Source organism: Micromonospora sp. SL1-18, assembly GCF_047921505.1.
In the GTDB taxonomy this organism is placed as follows: domain Bacteria; phylum Actinomycetota; class Actinomycetes; order Mycobacteriales; family Micromonosporaceae; genus Micromonospora.
In genome coordinates, this window is record NZ_JBLROA010000039.1 from 20,915 (window position 1) to 40,922 (window position 20,008).

The 20,008-nt window shown below is 72.0% G+C and carries 22 protein-coding genes; 12 read left to right on the forward strand and 10 right to left on the reverse strand.

The features are described from left to right. Positions 1-41 precede the first annotated feature (41 nt). On the forward strand, positions 42-908 hold the full coding sequence (locus ACNAW0_RS19265) for an aminotransferase class IV (RefSeq protein ID WP_416289307.1): 867 nt from the start codon (positions 42-44) through the stop codon (positions 906-908). A gap of 5 nt (positions 909-913) precedes the next feature. Here the strand turns inward: ACNAW0_RS19265 and ACNAW0_RS19270 are convergent, their stop codons facing one another. Further along, positions 914-1,501, reverse strand: coding sequence for an FABP family protein (locus ACNAW0_RS19270; protein WP_416289308.1), 588 nt, complete (start codon positions 1,499-1,501; stop codon positions 914-916). A 115-nt stretch (positions 1,502-1,616) separates the two neighbouring features. Then, positions 1,617-1,721 carry a small membrane protein MtfM gene (gene mtfM / locus ACNAW0_RS19275; RefSeq protein WP_416289309.1) on the reverse strand — a complete coding sequence of 35 codons (105 nt, stop codon included), beginning with the start codon at positions 1,719-1,721 and terminating at the stop codon, positions 1,617-1,619. A gap of 23 nt (positions 1,722-1,744) precedes the next feature. Here mtfM and ACNAW0_RS19280 point away from each other — a divergent pair, with 23 nt between their 5' ends. Further along, positions 1,745-2,107: a DsrE family protein gene (locus ACNAW0_RS19280; protein ID WP_416289310.1), complete on the forward strand. Its 363-nt coding sequence runs from the start codon at positions 1,745-1,747 to the stop codon at positions 2,105-2,107. A gap of 45 nt (positions 2,108-2,152) precedes the next feature. Here the strand turns inward: ACNAW0_RS19280 and ACNAW0_RS19285 are convergent, their stop codons facing one another. The 6 genes from ACNAW0_RS19285 to ACNAW0_RS19310 all read right to left on the reverse strand — a co-directional run bounded on the left by ACNAW0_RS19285 (position 2,153) and on the right by ACNAW0_RS19310 (position 6,716). Continuing rightward, positions 2,153-3,019, reverse strand: a complete 867-nt coding sequence (locus ACNAW0_RS19285) for a hypothetical protein (RefSeq protein WP_416289311.1) — start codon at positions 3,017-3,019, stop codon at positions 2,153-2,155. A 131-nt stretch (positions 3,020-3,150) separates the two neighbouring features. Further along, the gene (locus tag ACNAW0_RS19290) at positions 3,151-3,474 is read right to left on the reverse strand and encodes a DUF1416 domain-containing protein (protein WP_416289312.1); all 324 of its coding nucleotides are present in this window, start codon (positions 3,472-3,474) and stop codon (positions 3,151-3,153) included. A 5-nt stretch (positions 3,475-3,479) separates the two neighbouring features. Beyond that, entirely contained in the window at positions 3,480-4,328 is an 849-nt protein-coding gene (locus tag ACNAW0_RS19295) for a sulfurtransferase (protein ID WP_416289313.1), read from the reverse strand. A 206-nt stretch (positions 4,329-4,534) separates the two neighbouring features. Continuing rightward, positions 4,535-4,612: an Ms5788A family Cys-rich leader peptide gene (locus ACNAW0_RS19300; protein ID WP_311202345.1), complete on the reverse strand. Its 78-nt coding sequence runs from the start codon at positions 4,610-4,612 to the stop codon at positions 4,535-4,537. A gap of 149 nt (positions 4,613-4,761) precedes the next feature. Next, positions 4,762-5,547 (reverse strand): DUF2993 domain-containing protein, encoded by a 786-nt coding sequence (locus ACNAW0_RS19305; protein ID WP_416289314.1) that lies wholly within the window; start codon positions 5,545-5,547, stop codon positions 4,762-4,764. Positions 5,548-5,660: 113 nt separating this feature from the next. After that, positions 5,661-6,716: a hypothetical protein gene (locus ACNAW0_RS19310; protein ID WP_416289315.1), complete on the reverse strand. Its 1,056-nt coding sequence runs from the start codon at positions 6,714-6,716 to the stop codon at positions 5,661-5,663. A 253-nt stretch (positions 6,717-6,969) separates the two neighbouring features. On the opposite strand from ACNAW0_RS19310, the gene ACNAW0_RS19315 reads away from it, so the two are divergent. The 8 genes from ACNAW0_RS19315 (at position 6,970) to ACNAW0_RS19350 (ending at position 15,357) form a co-directional block, all read left to right on the forward strand. Beyond that, complete coding sequence (locus tag ACNAW0_RS19315) at positions 6,970-7,680, forward strand: winged helix-turn-helix transcriptional regulator (RefSeq protein ID WP_416289316.1); 711 nt, start codon at positions 6,970-6,972, stop codon at positions 7,678-7,680. Positions 7,681-7,842: 162 nt separating this feature from the next. Next, entirely contained in the window at positions 7,843-8,694 is an 852-nt protein-coding gene (locus ACNAW0_RS19320; RefSeq protein ID WP_416289317.1) for a polysaccharide deacetylase family protein, read from the forward strand. A 146-nt stretch (positions 8,695-8,840) separates the two neighbouring features. After that, the gene (gene mshD / locus ACNAW0_RS19325; protein WP_416289318.1) at positions 8,841-9,767 is read left to right on the forward strand and encodes a mycothiol synthase; all 927 of its coding nucleotides are present in this window, start codon (positions 8,841-8,843) and stop codon (positions 9,765-9,767) included. 259 nt (positions 9,768-10,026) lie between these two features. Continuing rightward, entirely contained in the window at positions 10,027-11,130 is a 1,104-nt protein-coding gene (gene pstS / locus ACNAW0_RS19330) for a phosphate ABC transporter substrate-binding protein PstS (RefSeq protein ID WP_416289319.1), read from the forward strand. Positions 11,131-11,174: 44 nt separating this feature from the next. After that, the gene (pstC, locus tag ACNAW0_RS19335; protein WP_416289320.1) at positions 11,175-12,260 is read left to right on the forward strand and encodes a phosphate ABC transporter permease subunit PstC; all 1,086 of its coding nucleotides are present in this window, start codon (positions 11,175-11,177) and stop codon (positions 12,258-12,260) included. After that, positions 12,257-13,345: a phosphate ABC transporter permease PstA gene (gene pstA / locus ACNAW0_RS19340; protein WP_416289321.1), complete on the forward strand. Its 1,089-nt coding sequence runs from the start codon at positions 12,257-12,259 to the stop codon at positions 13,343-13,345. The genes pstC and pstA overlap by 4 nt, the downstream gene beginning before the upstream one ends. Before the next feature lie 20 nt (positions 13,346-13,365). Beyond that, positions 13,366-14,142, forward strand: coding sequence for a phosphate ABC transporter ATP-binding protein PstB (gene pstB / locus ACNAW0_RS19345; RefSeq protein WP_416289322.1), 777 nt, complete (start codon positions 13,366-13,368; stop codon positions 14,140-14,142). A 360-nt stretch (positions 14,143-14,502) separates the two neighbouring features. Then, positions 14,503-15,357, forward strand: a complete 855-nt coding sequence (locus ACNAW0_RS19350) for a sulfotransferase family protein (protein WP_416289323.1) — start codon at positions 14,503-14,505, stop codon at positions 15,355-15,357. Positions 15,358-15,406: 49 nt separating this feature from the next. Here ACNAW0_RS19350 and ACNAW0_RS19355 read toward each other — a convergent pair whose 3' ends face one another. Further along, on the reverse strand, positions 15,407-16,228 hold the full coding sequence (locus ACNAW0_RS19355) for an NUDIX hydrolase (RefSeq protein ID WP_416289324.1): 822 nt from the start codon (positions 16,226-16,228) through the stop codon (positions 15,407-15,409). A gap of 172 nt (positions 16,229-16,400) precedes the next feature. Further along, positions 16,401-16,598 (reverse strand): helix-turn-helix transcriptional regulator, encoded by a 198-nt coding sequence (locus ACNAW0_RS19360; protein ID WP_416289325.1) that lies wholly within the window; start codon positions 16,596-16,598, stop codon positions 16,401-16,403. A gap of 896 nt (positions 16,599-17,494) precedes the next feature. Here ACNAW0_RS19360 and ACNAW0_RS19365 point away from each other — a divergent pair. After that, positions 17,495-18,901, forward strand: a complete 1,407-nt coding sequence (locus ACNAW0_RS19365; RefSeq protein ID WP_416289340.1) for an FtsW/RodA/SpoVE family cell cycle protein — start codon at positions 17,495-17,497, stop codon at positions 18,899-18,901. Beyond that, on the forward strand, positions 18,901-20,007 hold the full coding sequence (gene murG / locus ACNAW0_RS19370; RefSeq protein WP_416289326.1) for an undecaprenyldiphospho-muramoylpentapeptide beta-N-acetylglucosaminyltransferase: 1,107 nt from the start codon (positions 18,901-18,903) through the stop codon (positions 20,005-20,007). The genes ACNAW0_RS19365 and murG overlap by 1 nt, the downstream gene beginning before the upstream one ends. The last annotated feature ends 1 nt before the right edge of the window (position 20,008 follow it).

A 20,008-nucleotide genomic window follows, 5' to 3' on the forward strand; every position in this document is an offset into this window, starting at 1 on the left:
GTCCGGCCACCGCCGTCGTACGCGGACTACCCTCGGCGCTCGTGGAGGCGTCGCGGGTGGCCGTGCTCGGCCGAGGGGTGGTGCCGGCCGAGGAGGCGGTGCTGCGCGGCGACGACCGGGGCGTGCTGCACGGGGACGGCCTCTTCGAGACCATGCACCTGCGCGACGGGCAACCCTGGCTACGCGACGCCCACCTGGCCCGGCTGCGGTCCGGAGCGGCGGCGATCGCGCTGGACCTGCCACCCACCGGCGCGCTGGTACGACTGATCGACGAGATCCGGGCCGGCTGGCCGGCCGAGGTGGAGGGAGCGCTGCGGCTGGTCTGCACCCGTGGGCCGGAGGGCGGCGGGCCGCCGACCGTCTACGCCGCGCTGGCGGAGGTGCCGGCGACCGCGAAGCGGGCCCGGCGGGCCGGGCTGGCCGTGGCCACCCTGCCGCTCGGGGTGGCCGCCCGGTCCCGCCCCGAGCTGGACTGGCTCCCGGCCGGCATCAAGTCCACCTCGTACGCGGTGAGCACCGCGGCCCGCCGCTGGGCGGCCCGCGCCGGATTCGACGACGTGCTCTGGGTCTCCAACGACGGGTACGTGTTGGAGGGGCCGAGCGCGAACGTGGTCTGGCAGGTTGGGACGACGCTGTGCACGGTGCCGGCGGCGGCCACCGGAGTGCTGCCCGGCGTGACCGCCCGCTGGCTCCTGGAGCACGCCATCGAGCTGGGGTTCGACGCCGAGGAACGCCTGTCCACCCCCGCCGAGCTGAAGGGCGCGGACGGCGTCTGGCTCACCTCGTCCCTACGCGGCCTGGCGGAGGTCAGATCCCTCGACGGAACCCCCCTACGCCGGTCCCCCCAAACCCCCGCCCTCCGATCCCTCCTCGCCTTCCCCCTCCCCGGCGCCGATCCACCTCGTTGACGGGGTCAGCCGGCGACGCGGGTGAGGCGGGCGGAGAGGTGGGGGCTCAGGGGGTGGCCCATGGCGGCCATCTCCTGGGCGTAGAGCAGGGCGCCTTCGACGATGCCGAAGAGGCGGGCGCCGGCGGTGACCTCCTTGGCGGTGGCCGTACGGACAACCGCGTCGGTGGCGAACTCGATCTGGGTGCCCGTGCGCTTGCCGATGTACAGCTCCATCACGCCGGTGGGCGTGGTCATCAGGGCTTCCAGCTCGTCGGTCACCCGGTCGCCATCCATCACCGGGCGCCACCAGCCGACCTCACGACCGGCCGGGCGGACCGGGCGGCTCTGCTCGTCGAGGATCCAGGCGCGGGATTCGTAGGACAGGAACGGCCGGCCGTCATGGCTGATCCGGATCTCCTGCGCGTAGTCGAAGTCCTCGACGGTCGGGAACCCGCCCCGGCCGCGCCCGCGCCACACCCCGATGTACGGCAGCAGGCCGTCCAGGCTCCGGTGCAGCTTCGGGCCGACGCGCAGGTCGTGGCTCTCCTCGTACGGGTACGGGTCGACCGGCGGCGCGTTCAGCCACGGCGGCTGCAGCGGATTCTCGCTCACCGGGTCGTCTCCGTTCGCGGCTGCGGGGCTCGCAAACCCGGCTCACTCCTCGCGCTCACCGGGCCAGTCTTCGTTCGCGACTGCGGGGCTCGCAAACCCGGCTCACTCCTCGCGCTCACCATTTTCCTCTCGAAATTTTCACAGCCAGGTAACCCAGGCCACCGGCGAGCGCGCCCAGGCCGGCGACCAGCAGGCTGACGAACCCGATCTCGGTAACCATCCCGGCCATCCTATGCTGGCGCCATGGCTCGCTCTCTCGTCGTCAAGGCCACCGCCGGCGCGGACGCTCCCGAGCGCTGCGCGCAGGCCTTCACCGTCGCCGCCACGGCGGCGGCCGCCGGAGTCGACGTGTCGCTCTGGCTGACCGGGGAGTCGACCTGGTTCGCGCTACCCGGGCGCGCGCAGGAGTTCGAGCTGCCGCACTCCCCGCCGCTGGCCGAGCTGCTGCACGTGATCCTGGCCACCGGAAAGGTAACCGCCTGCACGCAGTGCGCGGCCCGCCGGGACATCGGCCAAGGCGACGTCATTCCCGGCGTACGCATCGCCGGCGCGGCGGTCTTCGTCGAGGAGGCGATGGCCGAGGGCGCCCAGGCCCTCGTCTACTGACCCCCCGCACGACAACCGCCGCCACCCGAGTTCTCGGCGGCGGGGTCAGGCTGGGCAGGAGGTGGTGACGGCGACGCGGACTCGGTCGTCGACGCGCTCGGCCAGCACCGCGGGGTTGGATCGCAGGGCGTAGAGGTCGGCGGAGTCGCGTACCGCGAGGGCGCCGTCGGCCGCGGCGCGGAACGCACCGGCCAGCGGCTCGCCGGCCGGCCCGCCGGCGGTCTCGGCGTGAGCGGTCCGAGCCGTGCCACCCGCCGGGCAGGGTGCGGCGAGCACCTCGACCGGTCCGGCCGCTCCACCCCAGCGGATCAGGGACCGGGTCACCTCGGCCGACTCGCGCCCGGCACCGGCGTTGCCCGGCGCACGGTAGCCCGTACCGGCCGGCCGGCAGCCGGTGGTGGCGGTGACCAATACCCGGCCCGGCCCGGTGGACCGGCCCTCGACCGCGACGAACTCGCCCGCGTCCGCCCGGAGCACCGGACCGTCGCCGAACGTCCGGACGCCCGCCCGCCACTCCGGCGGCAGTCGATCGGCCATCTGCCGGAGCAGGCCACCCGCGTCGTCGCCCGCGACGACCACCTCCACGCCGCGGGTCAGCTCGACGCCGTCCTCCATCGGGGTGACCCGGCAGCCCCGGTCGAGCCGGTCGGGCACGATCGCCGGGACGCCGTCCCGGCCGACGGCGGCCAGCAGCTCGCCGACGGCCCGGTCGACCACCGGCCCGGCCTGGTCCAGCGAGCGCTGCTCCCGCACCGTCGGCGGGTCGTGCCGCACCGACCACCAGGCCAGCCCGGCGAGCAGCATCCCCCACGCCACCGTCGCGGCCACCAGCCAGCGCAGCCCCCGACGCCCGGGCGTCGGCCGATCGGGACGAACCGGCGGGACGTACCCCGTCTGAACAGCACCACTCACGCGCCCATCGTGTCACGCGGCGGCGGCCCAGGGTGCCCCCCGACCCTCCGGGCGGGGCCGGGGGAACGGGTGGGAAATGGGGGTGGCCCGTCGCCCCGAGGTGGGGCGACGGGCCACGGTCAGAGCGTGGGTCAGGCGGCGACCTTGACGGTCACCTCGTTGATCCCGCGGGCGGCGCTGACGGCGGTGTCGCCGTTGCCGTGCCGGGAGAGCGCCCGCAGGGTCCAGTCGCCCGGCGCGGCGAAGAACCGGAACTGGCCGGCCGGTGAGGTCACCACCTCGGCGGTGAACTCACCGGTCGAGTCGAGCAGCCGGACGTAGGCGCCCGGCACGGTCTCACCGGAGTCGGCCTTGACCAGACCGGTGATGACGGTTTCCTTCTCCAGGTCCAGGCTGGCCGGCAGCGGGGCGGCCTGGTCCGGGGCGGCGCAACCGGCGGCGGTGGGAGCAGTCATCGGGATCACGCCTTCCCTGGCTCATCACCGAGCGCGACCGGCACGCCGACCAGCGAGCCGTACTCGGTCCAGGAGCCGTCGTAGTTCTTCACGTTCGCGTGGCCGAGCAGCTCCTGCAGCACGAACCAGGTGTGCGAGGACCGCTCGCCGATCCGGCAGTAGGCGATGGTCTCCTTGCTGTCGTCCAGCCCGGCGGCGGCGTAGATCTTGCGCAGCTCGTCGTCGGACTTGAAGGTGCCGTCCTCGTTGGCCGCCTTGGACCACGGGACGCTGAGCGCGGTCGGCACGTGACCGGCCCGCTGGGCCTGCTCCTGCGGCAGGTGGGCGGGGGCGAGCAGCCGGCCCGCGTACTCGTCGGGGCTGCGCACGTCGACCAGGTTCTTGGCGCCGATCGCGGCGACCACCTCGTCGCGGAAGGCCCGGATCGAGGTGTCCGGCTCCTGCGCGACGTACTGCGTCGCCGGGCGGGTCACCGCGTCCTTGACCAGCGGGCGGGCGTCGAGTTCCCACTTCTTGCGGCCGCCGTCGAGGAGCTTGACGTCGCGGTGGCCGTAGAGCTTGAAGTACCAGTACGCGTACGCGGCGAACCAGTTGTTGTTGCCGCCGTAGAGGATCACCGTGTCGTCGTTGGCGATGCCACGCTCGGAGAGCAGCGCCTCGAACTGGGCCTTGTTGACGAAGTCCCGGCGCACCGGGTCCTGGAGGTCGGTCTTCCAGTCGAGCTTGATCGCTCCGGCGAGGTGGCCGGTGTCGTAGGCCGAGGTGTCCTCGTCGACCTCGACGAAGACGACGCCCGGGGCGTCGATGTTCTTCTCGGCCCACTCGGCCGAGACGAGTGCGGTGTCGCGACTCATCAGATCACTCCCTGGTGAGGATTGGATGGTGAGCCTGCGCGCGGAGGATCAAAGCTGATGATGTCGCACCACGCGCGGGACCCAGAGCTAGGAACGGATCACGGGTACGTGCGACGGCGCCGCTGCCGGGCGATCAGGGGGAAAACCGGAGGGTACGCGGACCCTGCTTGCCGGTGGCCGCTAGGCGGCCGAGGACAGCCCCGCCGTCAGATGACGGGGCGACACAGGCAGGTGGCCACGCGGCACAGGTCGACCGCGCGCCGTTTGGTGAGGAGGGTCCCCATGGGGAGGGAGCCTACCAGCCACCCCGGCCGATGCCACCGATCCGACCAGCATCCGGGACGCGGTACGGGACCGGAGAACACCGACGGCCCGACCGACGGTCGGGCCGTGGATCGGGCTTTCGCCAGCGACCCGGGTGCTTCCGGGCCGGTCACCCGGCGGCGTTGATCGGCACGTCCTTCGCGTCGGCGGTGAACAGCAGCCCGCCCGGCTTCGGTTCCGCCTTGCGCACGGTCAGCTGGAACGGCAGCTCCGGCAGGGGCACGTTGACCGAAATGCTGTTGGCGTAGTTGGCCAGCATCCTCCGGGCCAGCGGCAGGTTCGGCAGACCCTCGGCGGTGAGGTCGTTGAACCGCAACCCCACCTTGCCCTTGGCGACGGCCACATCCGCGGTGCCGGTGACGGTGAGCTTGGTGCCGAGGATGTCCGCGGGCGCGGTGACGAGGAGTTTCCCGTCCCGCTCGCCGAGCGTGAGCCCCGGCCGGTTGAGAAGTTTCGCGAGGCTGTCGTAGGAGACGGTGGCGCGGCCGTCGACGCTCTCGGCGACCACGTCGCCCCGTCCGGAGCGAAGAGTGTCCAGCGACGCCCGCACGTTGTGGGCGTCCACGTCGAGCCGCGGCACGCTGACGGCGTCGCCCTGCACGGAGCCCTTGACGTCGGTCAACACGATCGAGATGCGATCGTACTTTCCGGCCAGCACCTGCGTGAGGAAGGGGAAGCCGCCCACGTCGACCTGGGGCGGCGCGGACTGCATGTCCTGCTTGGCGACCTCCTGCCGCACCTGGTCGGCGATGGCCCGCTCGGCCACCCCGGCCGCCACCCGGTCGGCGACCACCAGCAGCCCGGCCAGGACCAGCAGCAGGACGACGAAGCCGGTCAGCACCTTCCGGCCCCGTCGCCGGGGCCGGCCCTCGTACGCCGGATATGCCTCTGCCACGCCGCCTCCTCATCGCCGGGTAGTCGCCTGGCGGCGCACGGTCCTCCTCGCGTACGCCGCCGTCTCGCGGCGCAACGGTACTTACCCGAGGCGGGAAATCCCCAACCGTGCGCTCAGAGGAAGAGCACGCACATGACGTACGCGGCCGGCGCGGCGAGCGCGAAGCCGCCCAGTGGCCCCTGCATGTGCCGGGCGATCCACATGGTCGGCGGCTCGCCGGCCATCAACCGGCCCGCCTCGGCGTATCCGACGGCGAGGTCGGCCAGCACGGCGGTGGCGGCGGTGACCAGCCCGACCAATGCGGCGCTGGTCGGGGTGAAGCCGACCAGGTAGCTGCCGAGCACCGCGCTGGTCAGGGTGCCGAGCATGGCGCCCACGACCACGCCGGCGGCGCCTCGCGGCACCTGCGGGGCAAGCCGGGGCCAGGGTGCCACCGCGTCGGTCAGCCGGGCCATGAGCAGCGCGACGCCGGTGGCGGTGAGACAGACGGTCATCGCCTGGGTGCCCTTCGGGACCCGGCTGAGCACGATCAGGCTGGCGAACGCGACCACGCCCACCACGATCAGCAGGGTGCTGCCGAGCGAATCGGTCACCCGGACCCGGTCGACCCGGCGGACGAGCTGGCCGAGCACGCCGAACACGAAGCCGGCGGCCGCGGCGTACCCGAGCGGGGCCAGACCGGCGATCTCGGACTGCACCGCCGCGGCGTCGGCGATGGCGGCCGCCGCGGCGCTGACCAGCGCGACCACCAGCAACGCCGGCGGGCGCATGGCCATCGTCCAGGCGAGCACGAAGAGCAGCTGCACCCCGAGGACGATGAACGCGAAGGGCAGCCGGTGCCCCGGGCCGGCGGTCTGCGCGCCGAGCACCAGGCCGACGCCGAGCAGCGCGGCGAAGCCCGCGATGGTCAGCGCCAGCGGCCGGCGTACCGGGACGGGAGGCACCTCCTCCTCGGGCGCGTCGGCGGATTCGTCGTCCGGGAGCCGCGCCGAGCCGCCCTTGCGCAGCCGACGCGGCCCCTTCCGCTCCGGCCGGCCCCCGCCGTCGTCGGCCGGACCGGTACGCGGGCCCGGCGGGTAGCCACGGGAGGGGCTGGCCGGCCCCGGACGCGCGTGCGCGTCGTCGGCCCGCGGGTCACGGCCCGGGTGAGGCGAGGTCGAGGGAAACACGCCCCGATCGTGCCAGACCGGGCCGCGCCGGCGGAGGTCACGGTTTCGGCAACGTTAAAACCTGAGCCGCGAACAGGGCTAGAACGGGCAAAACGGAAAGGACGCGGAGGGGCTGGGCAGGGAATCCGTTACGCTCAACCCGCTACCCGCACCCGCCAGCGACGCCGGGACCACGCCAGTTCCCAGCGCCACGCCCGCCAGGAGTGCCGCTGGTCACGCGCGGCCGGAGAGCCGCCGGGACGGAGGTGATCGTGTGGAGATCCTGCTGCTGACCGCGCGCGCAGGTGAACCATCGGCGGTGCTGCCGGCGCTCGATCTGCTCCCGCACTCGGTCCGCACCGCGCCGCGCGACGTCCGCACGCTGGTCTCCGGCCCGACCCCGGACGCCGTCCTGGTGGACGCCCGCTCCGAGCTGAGCGAGGCCCGGGCGACCTGTCGGATGCTGCACGCCACCGGGCTGGGCGTGCCGCTGGTCGCGGTGGTCACCGAGGCGGGGCTGATCGCGCTGAACGCCGACTGGGGCGTGGACGACGTCATCCTGGCCGGGGCGGGGCCGGCCGAGGTGGAGGCCCGGCTGCGGCTCGCGGTGGGCCGGCGGAGCACGGCGACGGCCGGGGCCGGCGGCTCGATCCGGGCCGGCGAGCTGACCATCGACCCGGACACCTACGCGGCCAAGCTCAAGGGCCGCCCGCTCGACCTGACCTACAAGGAGTTCGAGCTGCTGAAGTTCCTGGCCCAGCACCCGGGCCGGGTGTTCACCCGGGACCAGTTGCTCCGCGAGGTCTGGGGGTACGACTACTTCGGCGGCACCCGCACCGTCGACGTGCACGTCCGGCGGCTGCGCGCCAAGCTCGGCTCGGAGTACGAGTCGATGATCGGCACGGTGCGTCAGGTCGGCTACAAGTTCGTCGTGCCGCCGTCGCGTTCGCTGCCGGAGTCGGAGCCCGCCCCGCTGCCCGTCTGACCGGAAAACTCCTCTCGTTCCCCCTTCCGTGAGACTTACTTCCCTTTGACCCTTTTGTCCCCTAACCCGGCCTACTCTTGGGCAAAATGGGACAAAGGGGGCGACGATGGATACGGAAAAGATGACGGGCCGGCACCACGAACCGAACGGGCGGTGCCGCTGATGTCGACCACGACGATCCGCGGGGCCGGGATCGTGACCCTGGTGCTGGCCGCGCTGCTCGGCTCGGCGTTCGCGCTCGGCCGCGGCCTCATGGCCGAGATGGGGGCCACGCCCAGCGGTGCGACCGCCAACGCCAACAACACGCACTACGCCGACCAGCCACCCGCCACCGACCTCTCCCCCACGCCGTCCGACAGCCCGAGCCCGAGCACGAGCCCGTCCCCACGGGACGGCGAGCCCGCCAGCGACGGGCCGTACGGCAGCATCACCAGCACCGGGTCGTCGCGGGTCGCGCTGACCTTCGACGACGGACCCGACCCGCAGTACACCCCGCAGGTGCTCGCCCTGCTCAAGCACTACCGGGTGAAGGCGACCTTCTGCGTGGTGGGCGAGAACGCGGCGAGCCACCCGGGCCTGATCCAGGCGATCGTGTCCGAGGGGCACACCCTCTGCAACCACTCCTGGGACCACGACGAGAACATGGGCCAGCGGTCGCGGGACGCGATCCGGAACGACCTGCTCCGCACCAACGAGGCGATCCGGGCGGCGGCACCGAAGGCCCGGATCGTGTACTACCGGCAGCCCGGCGGCAACTGGACGGCTCCGATCGTGTCGATCGCGGAGGACATGGGCATGACCTCGCTGCACTGGGCGGTCGACCCGGCGGACTGGCAGATGCCTGGCGCGAAGCAGATCTACACGACGGTGCTGACCGAGACCCAACCCGGGGCGATCGTGCTGATGCACGACGCCGGCGGCGACCGGGCGGGCACGGTCGAGGCGTTGCAGCACCTGCTGCCCGAGCTGCTGAGCCAGTTCCAGCTGGAGGCCCTGCCCACCGGAACCACGTGACCACCACCACGGGCCGCTGCCCATGTCCGGCATGATCGGCGGCCCGCCGGCCGCTACCGTGACGGGATGAGCGAGCGTCAGCGAGCGAATCATCAGCTCGGTGCGAAGGTGCCTCATGCCGGCACGAAGCGAAGCGGAGTGCCGGCATGAGCAGCACGGAGCCGACCGCCGACCGAGTCGTCCGCGCCGACCGGCTGGCACCGGTCGAGGTGGCCGAGGTGCTGGCGCTGGCCCGCGTCGCCGGCGACGTGGACGGCGCGGACCCGCTCGACGAACACGTGCTGCTGCGGCTGCGCGACCCGGAGGCACCGGCCGTGCACCTCACCGCCCGGGCCACCGACAACACCCTCACCGGCTACGCCCACCTCGACACCACCGACCCGGCGAGCGGCATCGGCGTGGAGCTGGTGGTGCATCCGACGTACCGGCGGCGCGGCACCGGGCGGGCGCTGGCCCGGGGTGTGCTGGCCGCGGCGTCCGGACCGCTGCGCGCCTGGGCACACGGCGACCACCCCTCCGCCGCCGCGCTCGCCGTGGACCTGGGCTTCGCCCGCGCCCGGGTGCTCTGGCAGCTGCGCCGCCCGCTGGCCGCGGCACTTACCGAGCCCGCCCTGCCCGACGGCGTCCAACTGCGCGCGTTCCGCCCCGGCGAGGACGACGAGGCGTGGCTGGCGCTCAACAACGCCGCCTTCGCCGAGCACCCGGAGCAGGGCCGGTGGGCCCGGACGGACCTGCGGGTACGCCTCGCCGAGCCGTGGTTCGACCCGGCCGGCTTCCTGCTCGCGGTGGATTCGGCCACCGGCCGGCTGCTCGGCTTCCACTGGACCAAGGTCCACGAGCGACCCGGGTCGGCCCGGATCGGTGAGGTGTACGTGCTCGGGGTGGACCCGTCCGCGCACCGGGGCGGGCTCGGCCGGGCGCTCACCACCGCCGGGCTTGCCTACCTGCGGGACCAGCGGGGGCTGGACCGGGTGATGCTCTACGTCGACGAGTCCAACGCCCGCGCGGTCGCCCTCTACGAGGGGATCGGCTTCGCCCGCTGGTCCGCGCACGTCAACTACCAGCTCGGCTGAGCGGCGAGCGGCGGCCGGGGCACTGCCGTCGCGCTAGCCCGTCATGAAGGGATAAAAGGGACACCTCCCCGCCAGTTCATGTAATGGACAACACATCCTCAGCGAGCCGTCGCTCCACCGAGCGAGCCTGTTCATCTTCCGTTCACTTCTGACCGGCGAGCCGTCTACCTGGCACTTCTAGCTTCATCTCAGCCGGTCAGCGCCGGCACCCGGCTTCGTCCGGGCGACCTGACCAAAAACGTGAAGGGAAACCTTTCAGGTGAAGCTCCAGCGCAACGGCGCCATCGCCTGCCTCGCACTTACCGCGGTGCTCGGCCTCAGCGCCTGCGGCTCGGACAACAACACGCCGAGCGACACCTCCGCCTCCGCCTCCGGCTCGGCCGCCGACTGCGGCACGGGCACGCTGAACGCGCAGGGCTCCTCCGCGCAGAAGAACGCGATGGCCGAGTGGATCAAGGCGTACCAGCAGAAGTGCGCGGGCACCACGATCAACTACGAGCCCACCGGTTCCGGCGCGGGTATCGAGGCTTTCATCGCCGGCACCGCCGACTTCGCCGGTTCCGACTCCGCCCTGAAGCCGGAGGAGCAGCCGAACGCGGACGCCAAGTGCGCCGGCGGCCAGGCCCTCAACCTGCCGATGGTGATCGGCCCGGTGGCGGTCGTCTACAACGTCAGCGGCGTGGACAACCTCCAGGTCACCCCGACCACCCTGGCGAAGATCTTCGCCGGCAAGGTGACCAAGTGGGACGACCCGGCGATCAAGGCCGACAACCCGGACGCCAAGCTGCCGTCGACCGCGATCCAGGCGGTGCACCGCTCCGACGAGTCGGGCACCACCGACAACTTCACCAAGTACCTGTCGAAGACCGCTGAGGCGGACTGGACCTTCGACCACGCCAAGGCGTGGAAGGCCCCGGGCGGCGTCGGCGCGGCCAAGTCCGACGGCGTGGCCAGCAAGGTCAAGAGCACCGACGGCACCATCAGCTACGTCGAGTGGTCGTACGCCGAGAACGCCGGCCTGAGCAAGGCCAAGGTCAAGAACGGCGCGGGCGAGTTCACCGAGCTGACCGCTGAGTCGGCCGGCAAGACCATCGCCGGGGCCAAGATCGAGGGCCAGGGCAACGACCTCAAGATGTCGATCGACTACAACACCACGGAGGCCGGGGCGTACCCGATCGTCCTGGTCACCTACGAGATCGTCTGCAGCAAGGGCCTCGCGGCCGACAAGCTGCCGCTGGTCAAGGGCCTGCTGAGCCACGCGGCCAGCACCGAGGGCCAGAGCGCGCTGACGGAGCTGGGCTACGCGCCGCTGCCCGACTCGGTCCGCACCAAGGTCGAGACCGCGGTCAAGAGCCTCGCCTGACGCTCTGACCGACACCACCTTCTCCATACGAAGCGAGCGAGTAGATGGGTGATACCCCTCAGCGCTCGGCGCACGCCGGCACCGGCGGGACTCGCGTGGCCACGAGCCACGAGCGGCCCGCCGGTGCCTCGGCGCGTGTGGCCGAGACCTCCGGTAACCCTGGTACGACCGACAACGGCCTGGGCGGCGGTGGAGCGCTGCCCCGGGCCCGGGCCTTCGGCGCGGAACGGGCGTTCCGTGGCCTGACCCTGGCCGCCGGCACCGCGGTGCTGGTCATCATCGCGGCGATCGCGATCTTCCTGATCGCCAGGGCGGTCCCGGCGCTGCGGGCGAACACCGAGTCCTTCTGGACCTACGAGGGCTGGTTCCCGAACGAGAACCCACCGAAGTTCGGCATCGGCGCGCTCGCCTTCGGCACCGTGCTCAGTTCGGCGCTGGCGCTGCTCATGGCGGTGCCGGTCGCGCTGGGCATCGCCCTCTACCTATCGCACTACGCCCCCCGCCGGCTGGGTAACGGCCTCGGCTTCCTGATCGACCTGCTGGCCGCCGTGCCCAGCGTGGTCTTCGGGCTCTGGGGCCGGGACTACTTCGCCAAGCCGGTTGCCGACCTGTCGGCCTGGTTGCACGAGTACTTCGGCTGGATCCCGATCTTCGGCGAAGGCCCGTACGGCAGCTCCATCCTGCTCGGCTCGGTGGTACTGGCGATCATGGTGCTGCCGATCGTCACCTCGCTCTCCCGCGAGGTGTTCCGGCAGACCCCGACCGCGAACGAGGAGGCCGCCCTCGCGCTGGGCGCCACCCGCTGGGAGATGGTCCGTACCGCCGTCCTCCCGTACGGCCGGCCGGGCGTGATCGCCGCGGTGATGCTCGGCCTGGGCCGCGCGCTCGGCGAGACCATCGCCCTGGCGCTGACCCTCGGCTCGACGTACGCCATCTCGTTCAACATCCTGCAGAGCGGCGGCAACAGCATCGCCGCGAACATCGCGAACCGGTTCGCCGAGGCGAACGACACCGGGCGCGGCGCGCTGATCGCCTCCGGCCTGGTGCTCTTCGCGATCACGCTGATCGTCAACATCACCGCCCGGGCGATCATCTACCGCCGCCGCGAGTTCACGGAGTCGGCCGCATGAGCGCGACAGTCACCAGCAACCGCCCGCAGCCCCCGGCACAGCCGGCCACGCTGCGGGCCAAGCGGCTTCCGGCGTACGCCGCGCCCGCCATCGCGGTCGTGGCCCTGCTGGTCTCCGCCGGCATCGTGTACGGCGCCGGCATCGGCGGCCCGGTCCTGGTCGTGGTCGTCGGCGCGCTGCTCTACCTGGCCGGGCTCTTCTTCACCGCGAACGCGGTGGAGGGGCGCCGGTCCGCCCGCAACCGGACCTGGAGCGCGCTGATCCACTCCGCCTTCGCGCTGGCGGTGCTGCCGCTGGCCTCGGTGGTCTGGACCCTGGTCAGCAAGGGTGCCGAGCGGCTGGACCAGAACTTCTTCCTCACCTCGATGAACAACATCGGGGCCCGGGACGCGAACGGCGGCGCCTACCACGCCATCGTGGGCACGTTGGAGCAGGTCGGCATCGCCACGCTGATCACCGTCCCGCTCGGCGTGCTCTGCGCGATCTACGTGGTCGAGTACGGCCGGGGCCGGTTCGCCTTCACCATCCGCTTCTTCGTGGACGTGATGACCGGCATCCCGTCGATCGTCACCGGCCTGTTCGTACTGGCCTTCTGGGTGCTGATCGTCTCGCCGTGGTTCAACGACGGCCGGCCGGGCTTCTCCGGCTTCGCCGCCGCGCTGGCGCTGAGCGTGCTCATGCTGCCGACCGTGGTCCGCTCCACCGAGGAGATGCTCCGCCTCGTCCCGGCTCCGCTGCGCGAGGGCGCGTACGCCCTCGGCGTGCCGAAGTGGAAGACCATCCTGCGGGTTGTTTTGCCGACGGCCCTGCCGGGCATCGTCACCGGCGTCATGCTCTCCGTCGCGCGGGCCGCCGGCGAGACCGCCCCGGTGCTGCTCGTCGCCGGTGGCGGCGCGGCGATCAACTTCAACCCGTTCGAGAACAACCAGTCATCGCTGGCTCTCTTCGTCTACCAGCAGGCCGGCGAGGCCTCGAAGTACTCGCCGGCGCGGGCGTGGACCGCAGCGCTGACCCTGGTCGCCCTCGTCCTCATCCTGACCGTCGCGGCGAAGTTGCTGGCCCGCCGCAACCGGCTCGGCCGATGAATCCCGGAGGTACCACCACCATGGCCAAGCGCATCGAAGCCACCAACGTCACCGCCTACTACGGCGCGTTCAAGGCGATCGAGAACATCAACCTGACCGTCGAGCCGAAGACGGTCACCGCCCTGATCGGCCCGTCGGGCTGCGGCAAGTCCACCTTCCTGCGGTCGATCAACCGGATGCACGAGGTGCTGCCCGGCGCCCGGGTCGAGGGCAGCCTGACCATCGACGACCAGGACATCTACGACCGGGACGTGGACGTCACCGCGGTCCGCCGGACGATCGGCATGGTGTTCCAGCGGCCCAACCCGTTCCCCACCATGAGCATCTTCGAGAACGTGGTGGCCGGCCTGCGGCTCAACGGCGTACGCAAGAAGTCGATCCTGGAGGAGGCGGCCGAGAAGGCGCTGCGCTCGGCGAACCTCTGGAACGAGGTGAAGGACCGGCTCGGCAAGCCGGGCGCCGGCCTCTCCGGCGGTCAGCAGCAGCGGCTCTGCATCGCCCGGACCATCGCGGTCGAGCCGCAGGTGGTGCTGATGGACGAGCCCTGCTCGGCGCTGGACCCGATCTCCACGCTGGCCATCGAGGACCTGATGTTCCAGCTCAAGGACAAGTTCACCATCATCATCGTCACGCACAACATGCAGCAGGCCGCCCGAGTGTCGGACCGCACCGCCTTCTTCTCGATCGAGAAGACCGGCGACCCGGGCCGGCTGATCGAGTACGACAACACCCAGAAGATCTTCAGCAACCCGAGCGTGAAGAAGACCGAGGACTACATCACCGGCCGCTTCGGCTGAGGCGTCAACGGGACAGGCGACGAGTACACGGCCCATGGTCCGTTCGGCCGCGTCGTAGGCGTCAGCCAGTTCGGCGGCGACACGGTCGAGGAAGACCAGCACGTTGTCGGGGTCAAGGCCCCGCCGACCAAGGCGGGTGCGGCGGAACCGGCCGTCCGGCACGCACTCGGCGCTGCGGGTGCGGGTCCGGCCCGTGGCAGCGGGTGAAGGGGATAAATGGCTTGCACAGGCGCCGGGCTGAGACTTTGACTGCTCGCCATGCCTTTCCCCTCACCGATCTTCGTTGCGGGTACGGGTCGTTCGGGAACGTCACGGATCGCCGACATCATCGGCGAACATCCGCTGATCCATCGGATTCCCATGGAGACCCGGTTTCTCATCGACCCGGGTGGCCTGCGGGACCTGGCCGACGCGCTCACCGATCGATACGACCCCACCGTCGGTGAGGACGCCCTGCACCGGCTGAGCGACTTCCTCACCGTACGAGTGCCCGGCCGGCGCGACGATCGCGGCAAAACCGTTCCCGAGCTGGTCGGCGAGCGGCGCTACCGGGACGCGGTGCACCAGCTCTGGCCGCAGTTGATCGCGAACACATACGACGAACCTGCGCCCGCGGAAGGCTTCGGGAACGCCGACCGGCCTGCCGGGCCGTTCGAGCCGCTGAGCCGCCGGCGGGTACTTCCCAGGTATTTCAGCGACCGGGGCGAACTGCTCGGAATCTTGCGGGGCCTGATCGACACCATGTTCGGCGGAGCAGCCGCCGACGCGGGCAAGCCGACCTGGTGCGAGAAGACACCGTTCAACCTGCTGTCCATGGAGTTCCTCTGGGAACTGGTCCCCGAAGCGGCCATCGTGCACATCAAGCGTCACCCGGTCTCAGTGCTCGCATCCCACCTGGCCCAGCCATGGGCACCGCCCACCGTTGACGGCGCGCTCGCCTACCTCAAGCCGGTCTACCACCGATGGCTCACCTGGAAGAACACGGTCGACCTGACGGGCAGGCGATACATCGAGGTGAAAGCAGAAGATCTCGCAGCCGACTGGCCCGGGCAGCGCCGCGCCCTGTTCGAACGGCTCGACGTCGACGACTTCGCCACCCCTTCAACGTTTCAGTCGCACAAGCTGACGAACCGCAACGACCAATTCGACGACGAAACCCGCGAGTTCATCGAAGAAGCACTCGGCAAGGTCATCCCGGCCATGGGATATGAGTGACGGCTCTGGCTCTCCACCTTGACGACGCACCGTCAACGCACGGGCTCGGTCAGTCCAGCACGAACCGGGGTTCGCCGTTGAGGTCGAGGCGCGGGGTGATCGGGGTGGCGGCATCGCGTACCACGGCGTCGCGGGCCACCCCGGCCAGGTCGCCGGCGGCGGCCACCTGGGCCAGGGTGACCAGGGTGGGCGGGAGCATGCTCAGCTCGCCGGCCTCCGCCCGGGCCAGGGCGTCCGTCGGGCGGATCCACATCGTGTGGTCGGCCTCGCCGGAGACGTCCCTGGTCCGCTGCCCCGCCGGCAGCAAAGCCACGAAGAAGTACGTGTCGAAGCGGCGCGGCTCGAACTCCGGGGTGATCCACCGGCTCCACGGCAGCAGCAGGTCGGAGCGGAGGGTGAGCCGTCGGCCGGCCAGCAGGTCGGCGAAGCCGGTCCGGCGGGCCTCCAGGTCCTGTCGGGCCGCCTCCCAGTCGTCTCCGCTCACGTCGCCCACCACCGTCGCGGCGTCCGGGCCGGCCAGCAGCACGCCGGCCTCCTCGAAGACCTCCCGGGCGGCGGCGCAGACCACCGCCTGCGCGGCGTCCGGGGCGAGGCCGAGGCGGTCACCCCACTCGGCCGGCTCCGGGCCGGCCCAGTCCAGGTGGGTCTGCGAGTCGGAGCGGTCCACCCCGCCGCCGGGGAACGCGTACACCCCGCCGAAGGCCATCGCGGCGACGCGGCGGATGACGTACACCTCGAAGTCGGCGCCGGCCGGGCGGAGCAGCAGCACGGTGGCCGCGACCCGGGGCACGGCCGGGACGCCGCCCTCGGCGCGGAACCGGCGGGCGTGCTCGACCAGGGTGGGGGATGCGGCGAAACCGTAGGTGGTCATCCTGCGAGCCTAGTTCCCGGCCAGTGGATCAATTGTCCGGCGACCCGGCGGGCCGGGATGGCGCGCGTCTTCCGTCCAGCATTACGTGACGGCCGTTGACCTGCGAAAACGCGGGAGAAACGGCTACGGGTCGGACATGAGGCCCAGCCGAGACCGTGGCCGGGGAGACGTCCTAGCCTGCGTCGTCGACGAGGTGCGGGCGATGCTCGCGAATCCACGCCTCGACGTCTTCGATGCGCCAGACCGCGCCCATGCCGAGTACGTCGTACGGCTCGGGAAAGTCAGGACGCGCCATGATCTCCGCTGCGCGCTGCCTGCTCACGCCGAGCCGTCGGGCGATCTCGCCCCGCCCGTACAGGTGCCTCGGCATGGGCGCAGGTTAGCCACGCCCAGCCCCGTCAAACCGCAGCCTGTCTAACTGCACCCTGCATCTTGACAAGGGTTGCGCGAGTCGCGAGCATCTGACTATGCGCCTACGCCGAGCGACAGAGCCGACACGGTCCGATCTCGTCCACCGTCGCCGACGCTGGTCGCGGCGGTGCGTCTGCGGCCTGTGCTGGCGGGCCTGCCCGGATCGCTTCCGGACGCCACCGCCGGCCGAGCCTGCGCCGACGCGGCCGGCATGGGTGGACGCGCCAACCGCCGCCTACCCGCAGCCCGGCCGCGCGGGGTGGTTGACGCCCGCCCAGGCGTACCGGGCCAACGGCGGGCGGCACTGGGCATGAGCGTCCATCGGCCGCTACGCCCAGCGTGGAACTGCGAGGCGTGCAAACAGCCCTACCCGTGCCCGAACGCGCGGGCGACTCTCGCGGCGGGTGACCCGTGGTCGTCGGCGACGTACCTCGCGGGCCTGTTCGTGACCGCCGTAAACGATCTGCCGAACGTGCCGGTGGTTGACCTGTACGCGCGGTTCTTGCTCGCTGTACCCGTGCGTCGGCCGAGAGGCGACCGCGACGCACCCAGGCGGCACGACCGTAGGTAGCGGAGGGCGCTCAAGAAATCGAGCCACCAGCCGAAGGGCGCCAGATGTGAGCCGGGGCCCCTTGTTAACAGACGTCTGTTAACATGGGGCCCCGCCTTACACCGGCCCGACACGCCGACCGGACGGTTGGGCCACGGGCGGGCGGGTCGAGCCGCGATGATGAGCGGGTGGGGGAGGGACGAGACACCGAGGGCACCACCGACACGCCGGCCCGCCGGCCGCCCGCCGCGACCCGTACGGCGGATCCGCCGGCCCCGCTGCTCGGCTGGGACGCCGCCGGCGGGCTGGCCGCGCTGCGCGGGCTGCTGGCCCGTCCGCTGGCCTCCTACTACCTGCTGCTCTCCAGCGCCGGCCTGCTGCTGCTGATCGGCCTGACCATGGTCTTCTCGGTGACCAGCGTGCGGGACTACGCCAAGGTCGGCGACGCCTCGACGTCGCTGGTCCGGCAGACGATCTTCGCGGTGATCGGCGTCGGGGCGTTCTGGGCCTGCCAGCGGCTGCCCGCCCGCAGCTTCCGGGCGCTCGGCCGGCCGGCGCTCGGCGTGGCGGTGGTGCTGCTGCTGATCCTCAACCTGCTGGTCGCCCTGGAGGCGCTGTTCCGGGTGAAGTCGATCGGCCCGCTCAAGGCCAACCTGCTCTGGCTCTTCCTCGGCCCGATCACGATCCAGCCGGTCGAGGTGGCCAAGTTCGCGCTGGTGCTCTGGGGCGCGCACGTGCTGGCCCGCAAGGGGGCCGCGCTGGGCTGGTGGAAGGAACTGGCCACCCCGCTCTTCCCGGTGGTCGGGCTGCTCTTCGTGCTGGTCGGCTACAACGACCTGGGCAGCGTGCTCTGCCTGCTCGCCCTGGTGGTCGGCATGCTCTGGGCGGCCGGGGTCCGGCTCCAGGTCTTCGCCGCCCTCACCGCGGTGGGCCTGCTCGGCATCGGTCTGCTGGTCGCCGCGGCGTCCCTCGGCGCCGGTTCCGGCTCGCGGGACGCCGAGAACTACCGGCTGGCCCGGCTCACCAACTTCGTCAGCCCGCCCGACCCGCAGAAGTGCTTCGAGGACTGGTGCTACCAGACCATCCAGGCCCGCAACGCCATCGACCACGGCGGCTGGTTCGGGGTCGGGCTGGGCAAGAGCACCTTCAAGTGGGACTGGCTGCCCGAGGCGCACAACGACTTCATCTTCGCGATCATCGCCGAGGAGTTGGGCGTGGTCGGCTGCACGGTGGTGCTGGTGCTCTTCGCCGTGCTGGCGTACACCGGGCTGCGGATCGCCCGGCGGGTGGAGGACCTGTTCCGCCGGCTCGCCGCCGCCGGGGTGACCGCCTGGCTGGCGGGCCAGGCCGTGATCAACATCGGTGGGGTCACCGGGCTGCTGCCGCTGACCGGCGTACCGCTGCCGTTCATCTCCGACGGCGGCAGCGCCCTGGTGGTCACCCTCGCGGCGGTCGGGCTCCTCGCCAGTTTCGCCCGCGCCGAGCCGGACGCGGCCCGAGCCCTGCATGCCCGTCCGCCCGCCCGGTGGGTCCGACTAGTCTGGGCCCCGTTGCCGCCGCTTCCCGGCCGGCGCCGCCGATCGGCGGCGCCACCGGCGGACCGTGGGTCCGTACCCCGGTCCCGGACGCGGCGGACCGAGGACCAGGCCGCAGCCCGCGGCCCCCGGCCCGGCCGGACGCGCGCCGGCACGGCGAGCGAGAGGAGACGCTGATGGGCCCGCTGCGTTCGGTGGTGCTCTGCGGAGGAGGTACGGGTGGACACATCTACCCGTTGCTCGCCTTCGCCGACTGCCTGCGCCGACACGACCCGAGCGTCCGGATCACCTGCCTCGGCACCCCCAAGGGCCTGGAGAACGAGCTGATCCCGCCGGCCGGCTACGATCTGCGCCAGATCCCGGCCTACCAGCTGCCCCGCTCGATCAACATGAGCCTGGTCCGCACCCCGGACCGGATGTGGAAGGCGGCCCGCGCGGCGGGCAAGGTGATCGACGAGGTGCGGGCCGACGTCGTGGTCGGCTTCGGGGGGTACGTCTCGGTGCCCGGCTACCTGGCCGCGTGGCGGCGCGAACTGCCCATCGTGATCCACGAGGTGAACGTGCCGCCGGGCGTGGCCAACCGGCTCGGGATGAAGTTCACCAAGAATGTCGCGGTCGGGTTCCCGCACCAGCCGGCGCAGGCGGAGTCGCTGCGGGACGCCCGGGTGGTCGGGGTGCCGCTGCGCCGGGGCATTGCCGGCCTGGACCGGGTCGCCATGCGCAACGCCGCCCGGGCCCACTTCGGGCTCCGCCCCGACCTGCCGGTGCTCTTCGTCGCCGGCGGCTCGCAGGGCGCCCGCTCGATCAACCTGGCGGTCTCCGGGGCGGCCAAGGAGCTGGCCCGCAACGGCGTGCAGGTGCTGCACGTCATCGGCGCGCGTAACGAGCCGGTCCCCGTCCCCACCGACCTGCCGGTGCCGTACGTGACACTGCCCTACCTGTCCGAGATGGAGCTGGGCTACGCCGCCGCCGACCTCATGCTGGGCCGGGGCGGCGCGATGACGTGCGCCGAGGTGGCCGCCATCGGCCTGCCCGCCATCTACGTGCCGTACCCGCACAGCAACCAGGAGCAGAAGCGCAACGCGCTGCCCGTGGTGGAGGCCGGTGGCGGGCTGCTCGTCGACGACGGCGAGCTGACCCCGGCCTGGCTGGAACGTACGGTGATCCCGCTGGTCCGGGACCCGCAGCGGCTCGCCGCGATGGGTGCCGCCGCGGCCGCGTACGGCCGGCGTGACGGCGACGTGGCCCTGCTGAACTTCGTCTACGAGGCGGTGGCCCGATGAC

What these genes read in the sequence shown, in the direction of transcription:
- ACNAW0_RS19360 (WP_416289325.1), bottom strand. Translation starts at nt 16,598, where the DNA reads ATGCCGAGGCACCTGTACGGGCGGGGCGAGATCGCCCGACGGCTCGGC.
- ACNAW0_RS19355 (WP_416289324.1), bottom strand. Translation starts at nt 16,228, where the DNA reads ATGACCACCTACGGTTTCGCCGCATCCCCCACCCTGGTCGAGCACGCC.
- mtfM (WP_416289309.1), bottom strand. Translation starts at nt 1,721, where the DNA reads ATGGTTACCGAGATCGGGTTCGTCAGCCTGCTGGTCGCCGGCCTGGGC.
- pstB (WP_416289322.1), top strand. Translation starts at nt 13,366, where the DNA reads ATGGCCAAGCGCATCGAAGCCACCAACGTCACCGCCTACTACGGCGCG.
- pstA (WP_416289321.1), top strand. Translation starts at nt 12,257, where the DNA reads ATGAGCGCGACAGTCACCAGCAACCGCCCGCAGCCCCCGGCACAGCCG.
- murG (WP_416289326.1), top strand. Translation starts at nt 18,901, where the DNA reads ATGGGCCCGCTGCGTTCGGTGGTGCTCTGCGGAGGAGGTACGGGTGGA.
- ACNAW0_RS19290 (WP_416289312.1), bottom strand. Translation starts at nt 3,474, where the DNA reads ATGACTGCTCCCACCGCCGCCGGTTGCGCCGCCCCGGACCAGGCCGCC.
- mshD (WP_416289318.1), top strand. Translation starts at nt 8,841, where the DNA reads ATGAGCAGCACGGAGCCGACCGCCGACCGAGTCGTCCGCGCCGACCGG.
- ACNAW0_RS19350 (WP_416289323.1), top strand. Translation starts at nt 14,503, where the DNA reads ATGGAGACCCGGTTTCTCATCGACCCGGGTGGCCTGCGGGACCTGGCC.
- ACNAW0_RS19295 (WP_416289313.1), bottom strand. Translation starts at nt 4,328, where the DNA reads ATGAGTCGCGACACCGCACTCGTCTCGGCCGAGTGGGCCGAGAAGAAC.
- ACNAW0_RS19300 (WP_311202345.1), bottom strand. Translation starts at nt 4,612, where the DNA reads ATGGGGACCCTCCTCACCAAACGGCGCGCGGTCGACCTGTGCCGCGTG.
- ACNAW0_RS19320 (WP_416289317.1), top strand. Translation starts at nt 7,843, where the DNA reads ATGTCGACCACGACGATCCGCGGGGCCGGGATCGTGACCCTGGTGCTG.
- ACNAW0_RS19280 (WP_416289310.1), top strand. Translation starts at nt 1,745, where the DNA reads ATGGCTCGCTCTCTCGTCGTCAAGGCCACCGCCGGCGCGGACGCTCCC.
- pstC (WP_416289320.1), top strand. Translation starts at nt 11,175, where the DNA reads ATGGGTGATACCCCTCAGCGCTCGGCGCACGCCGGCACCGGCGGGACT.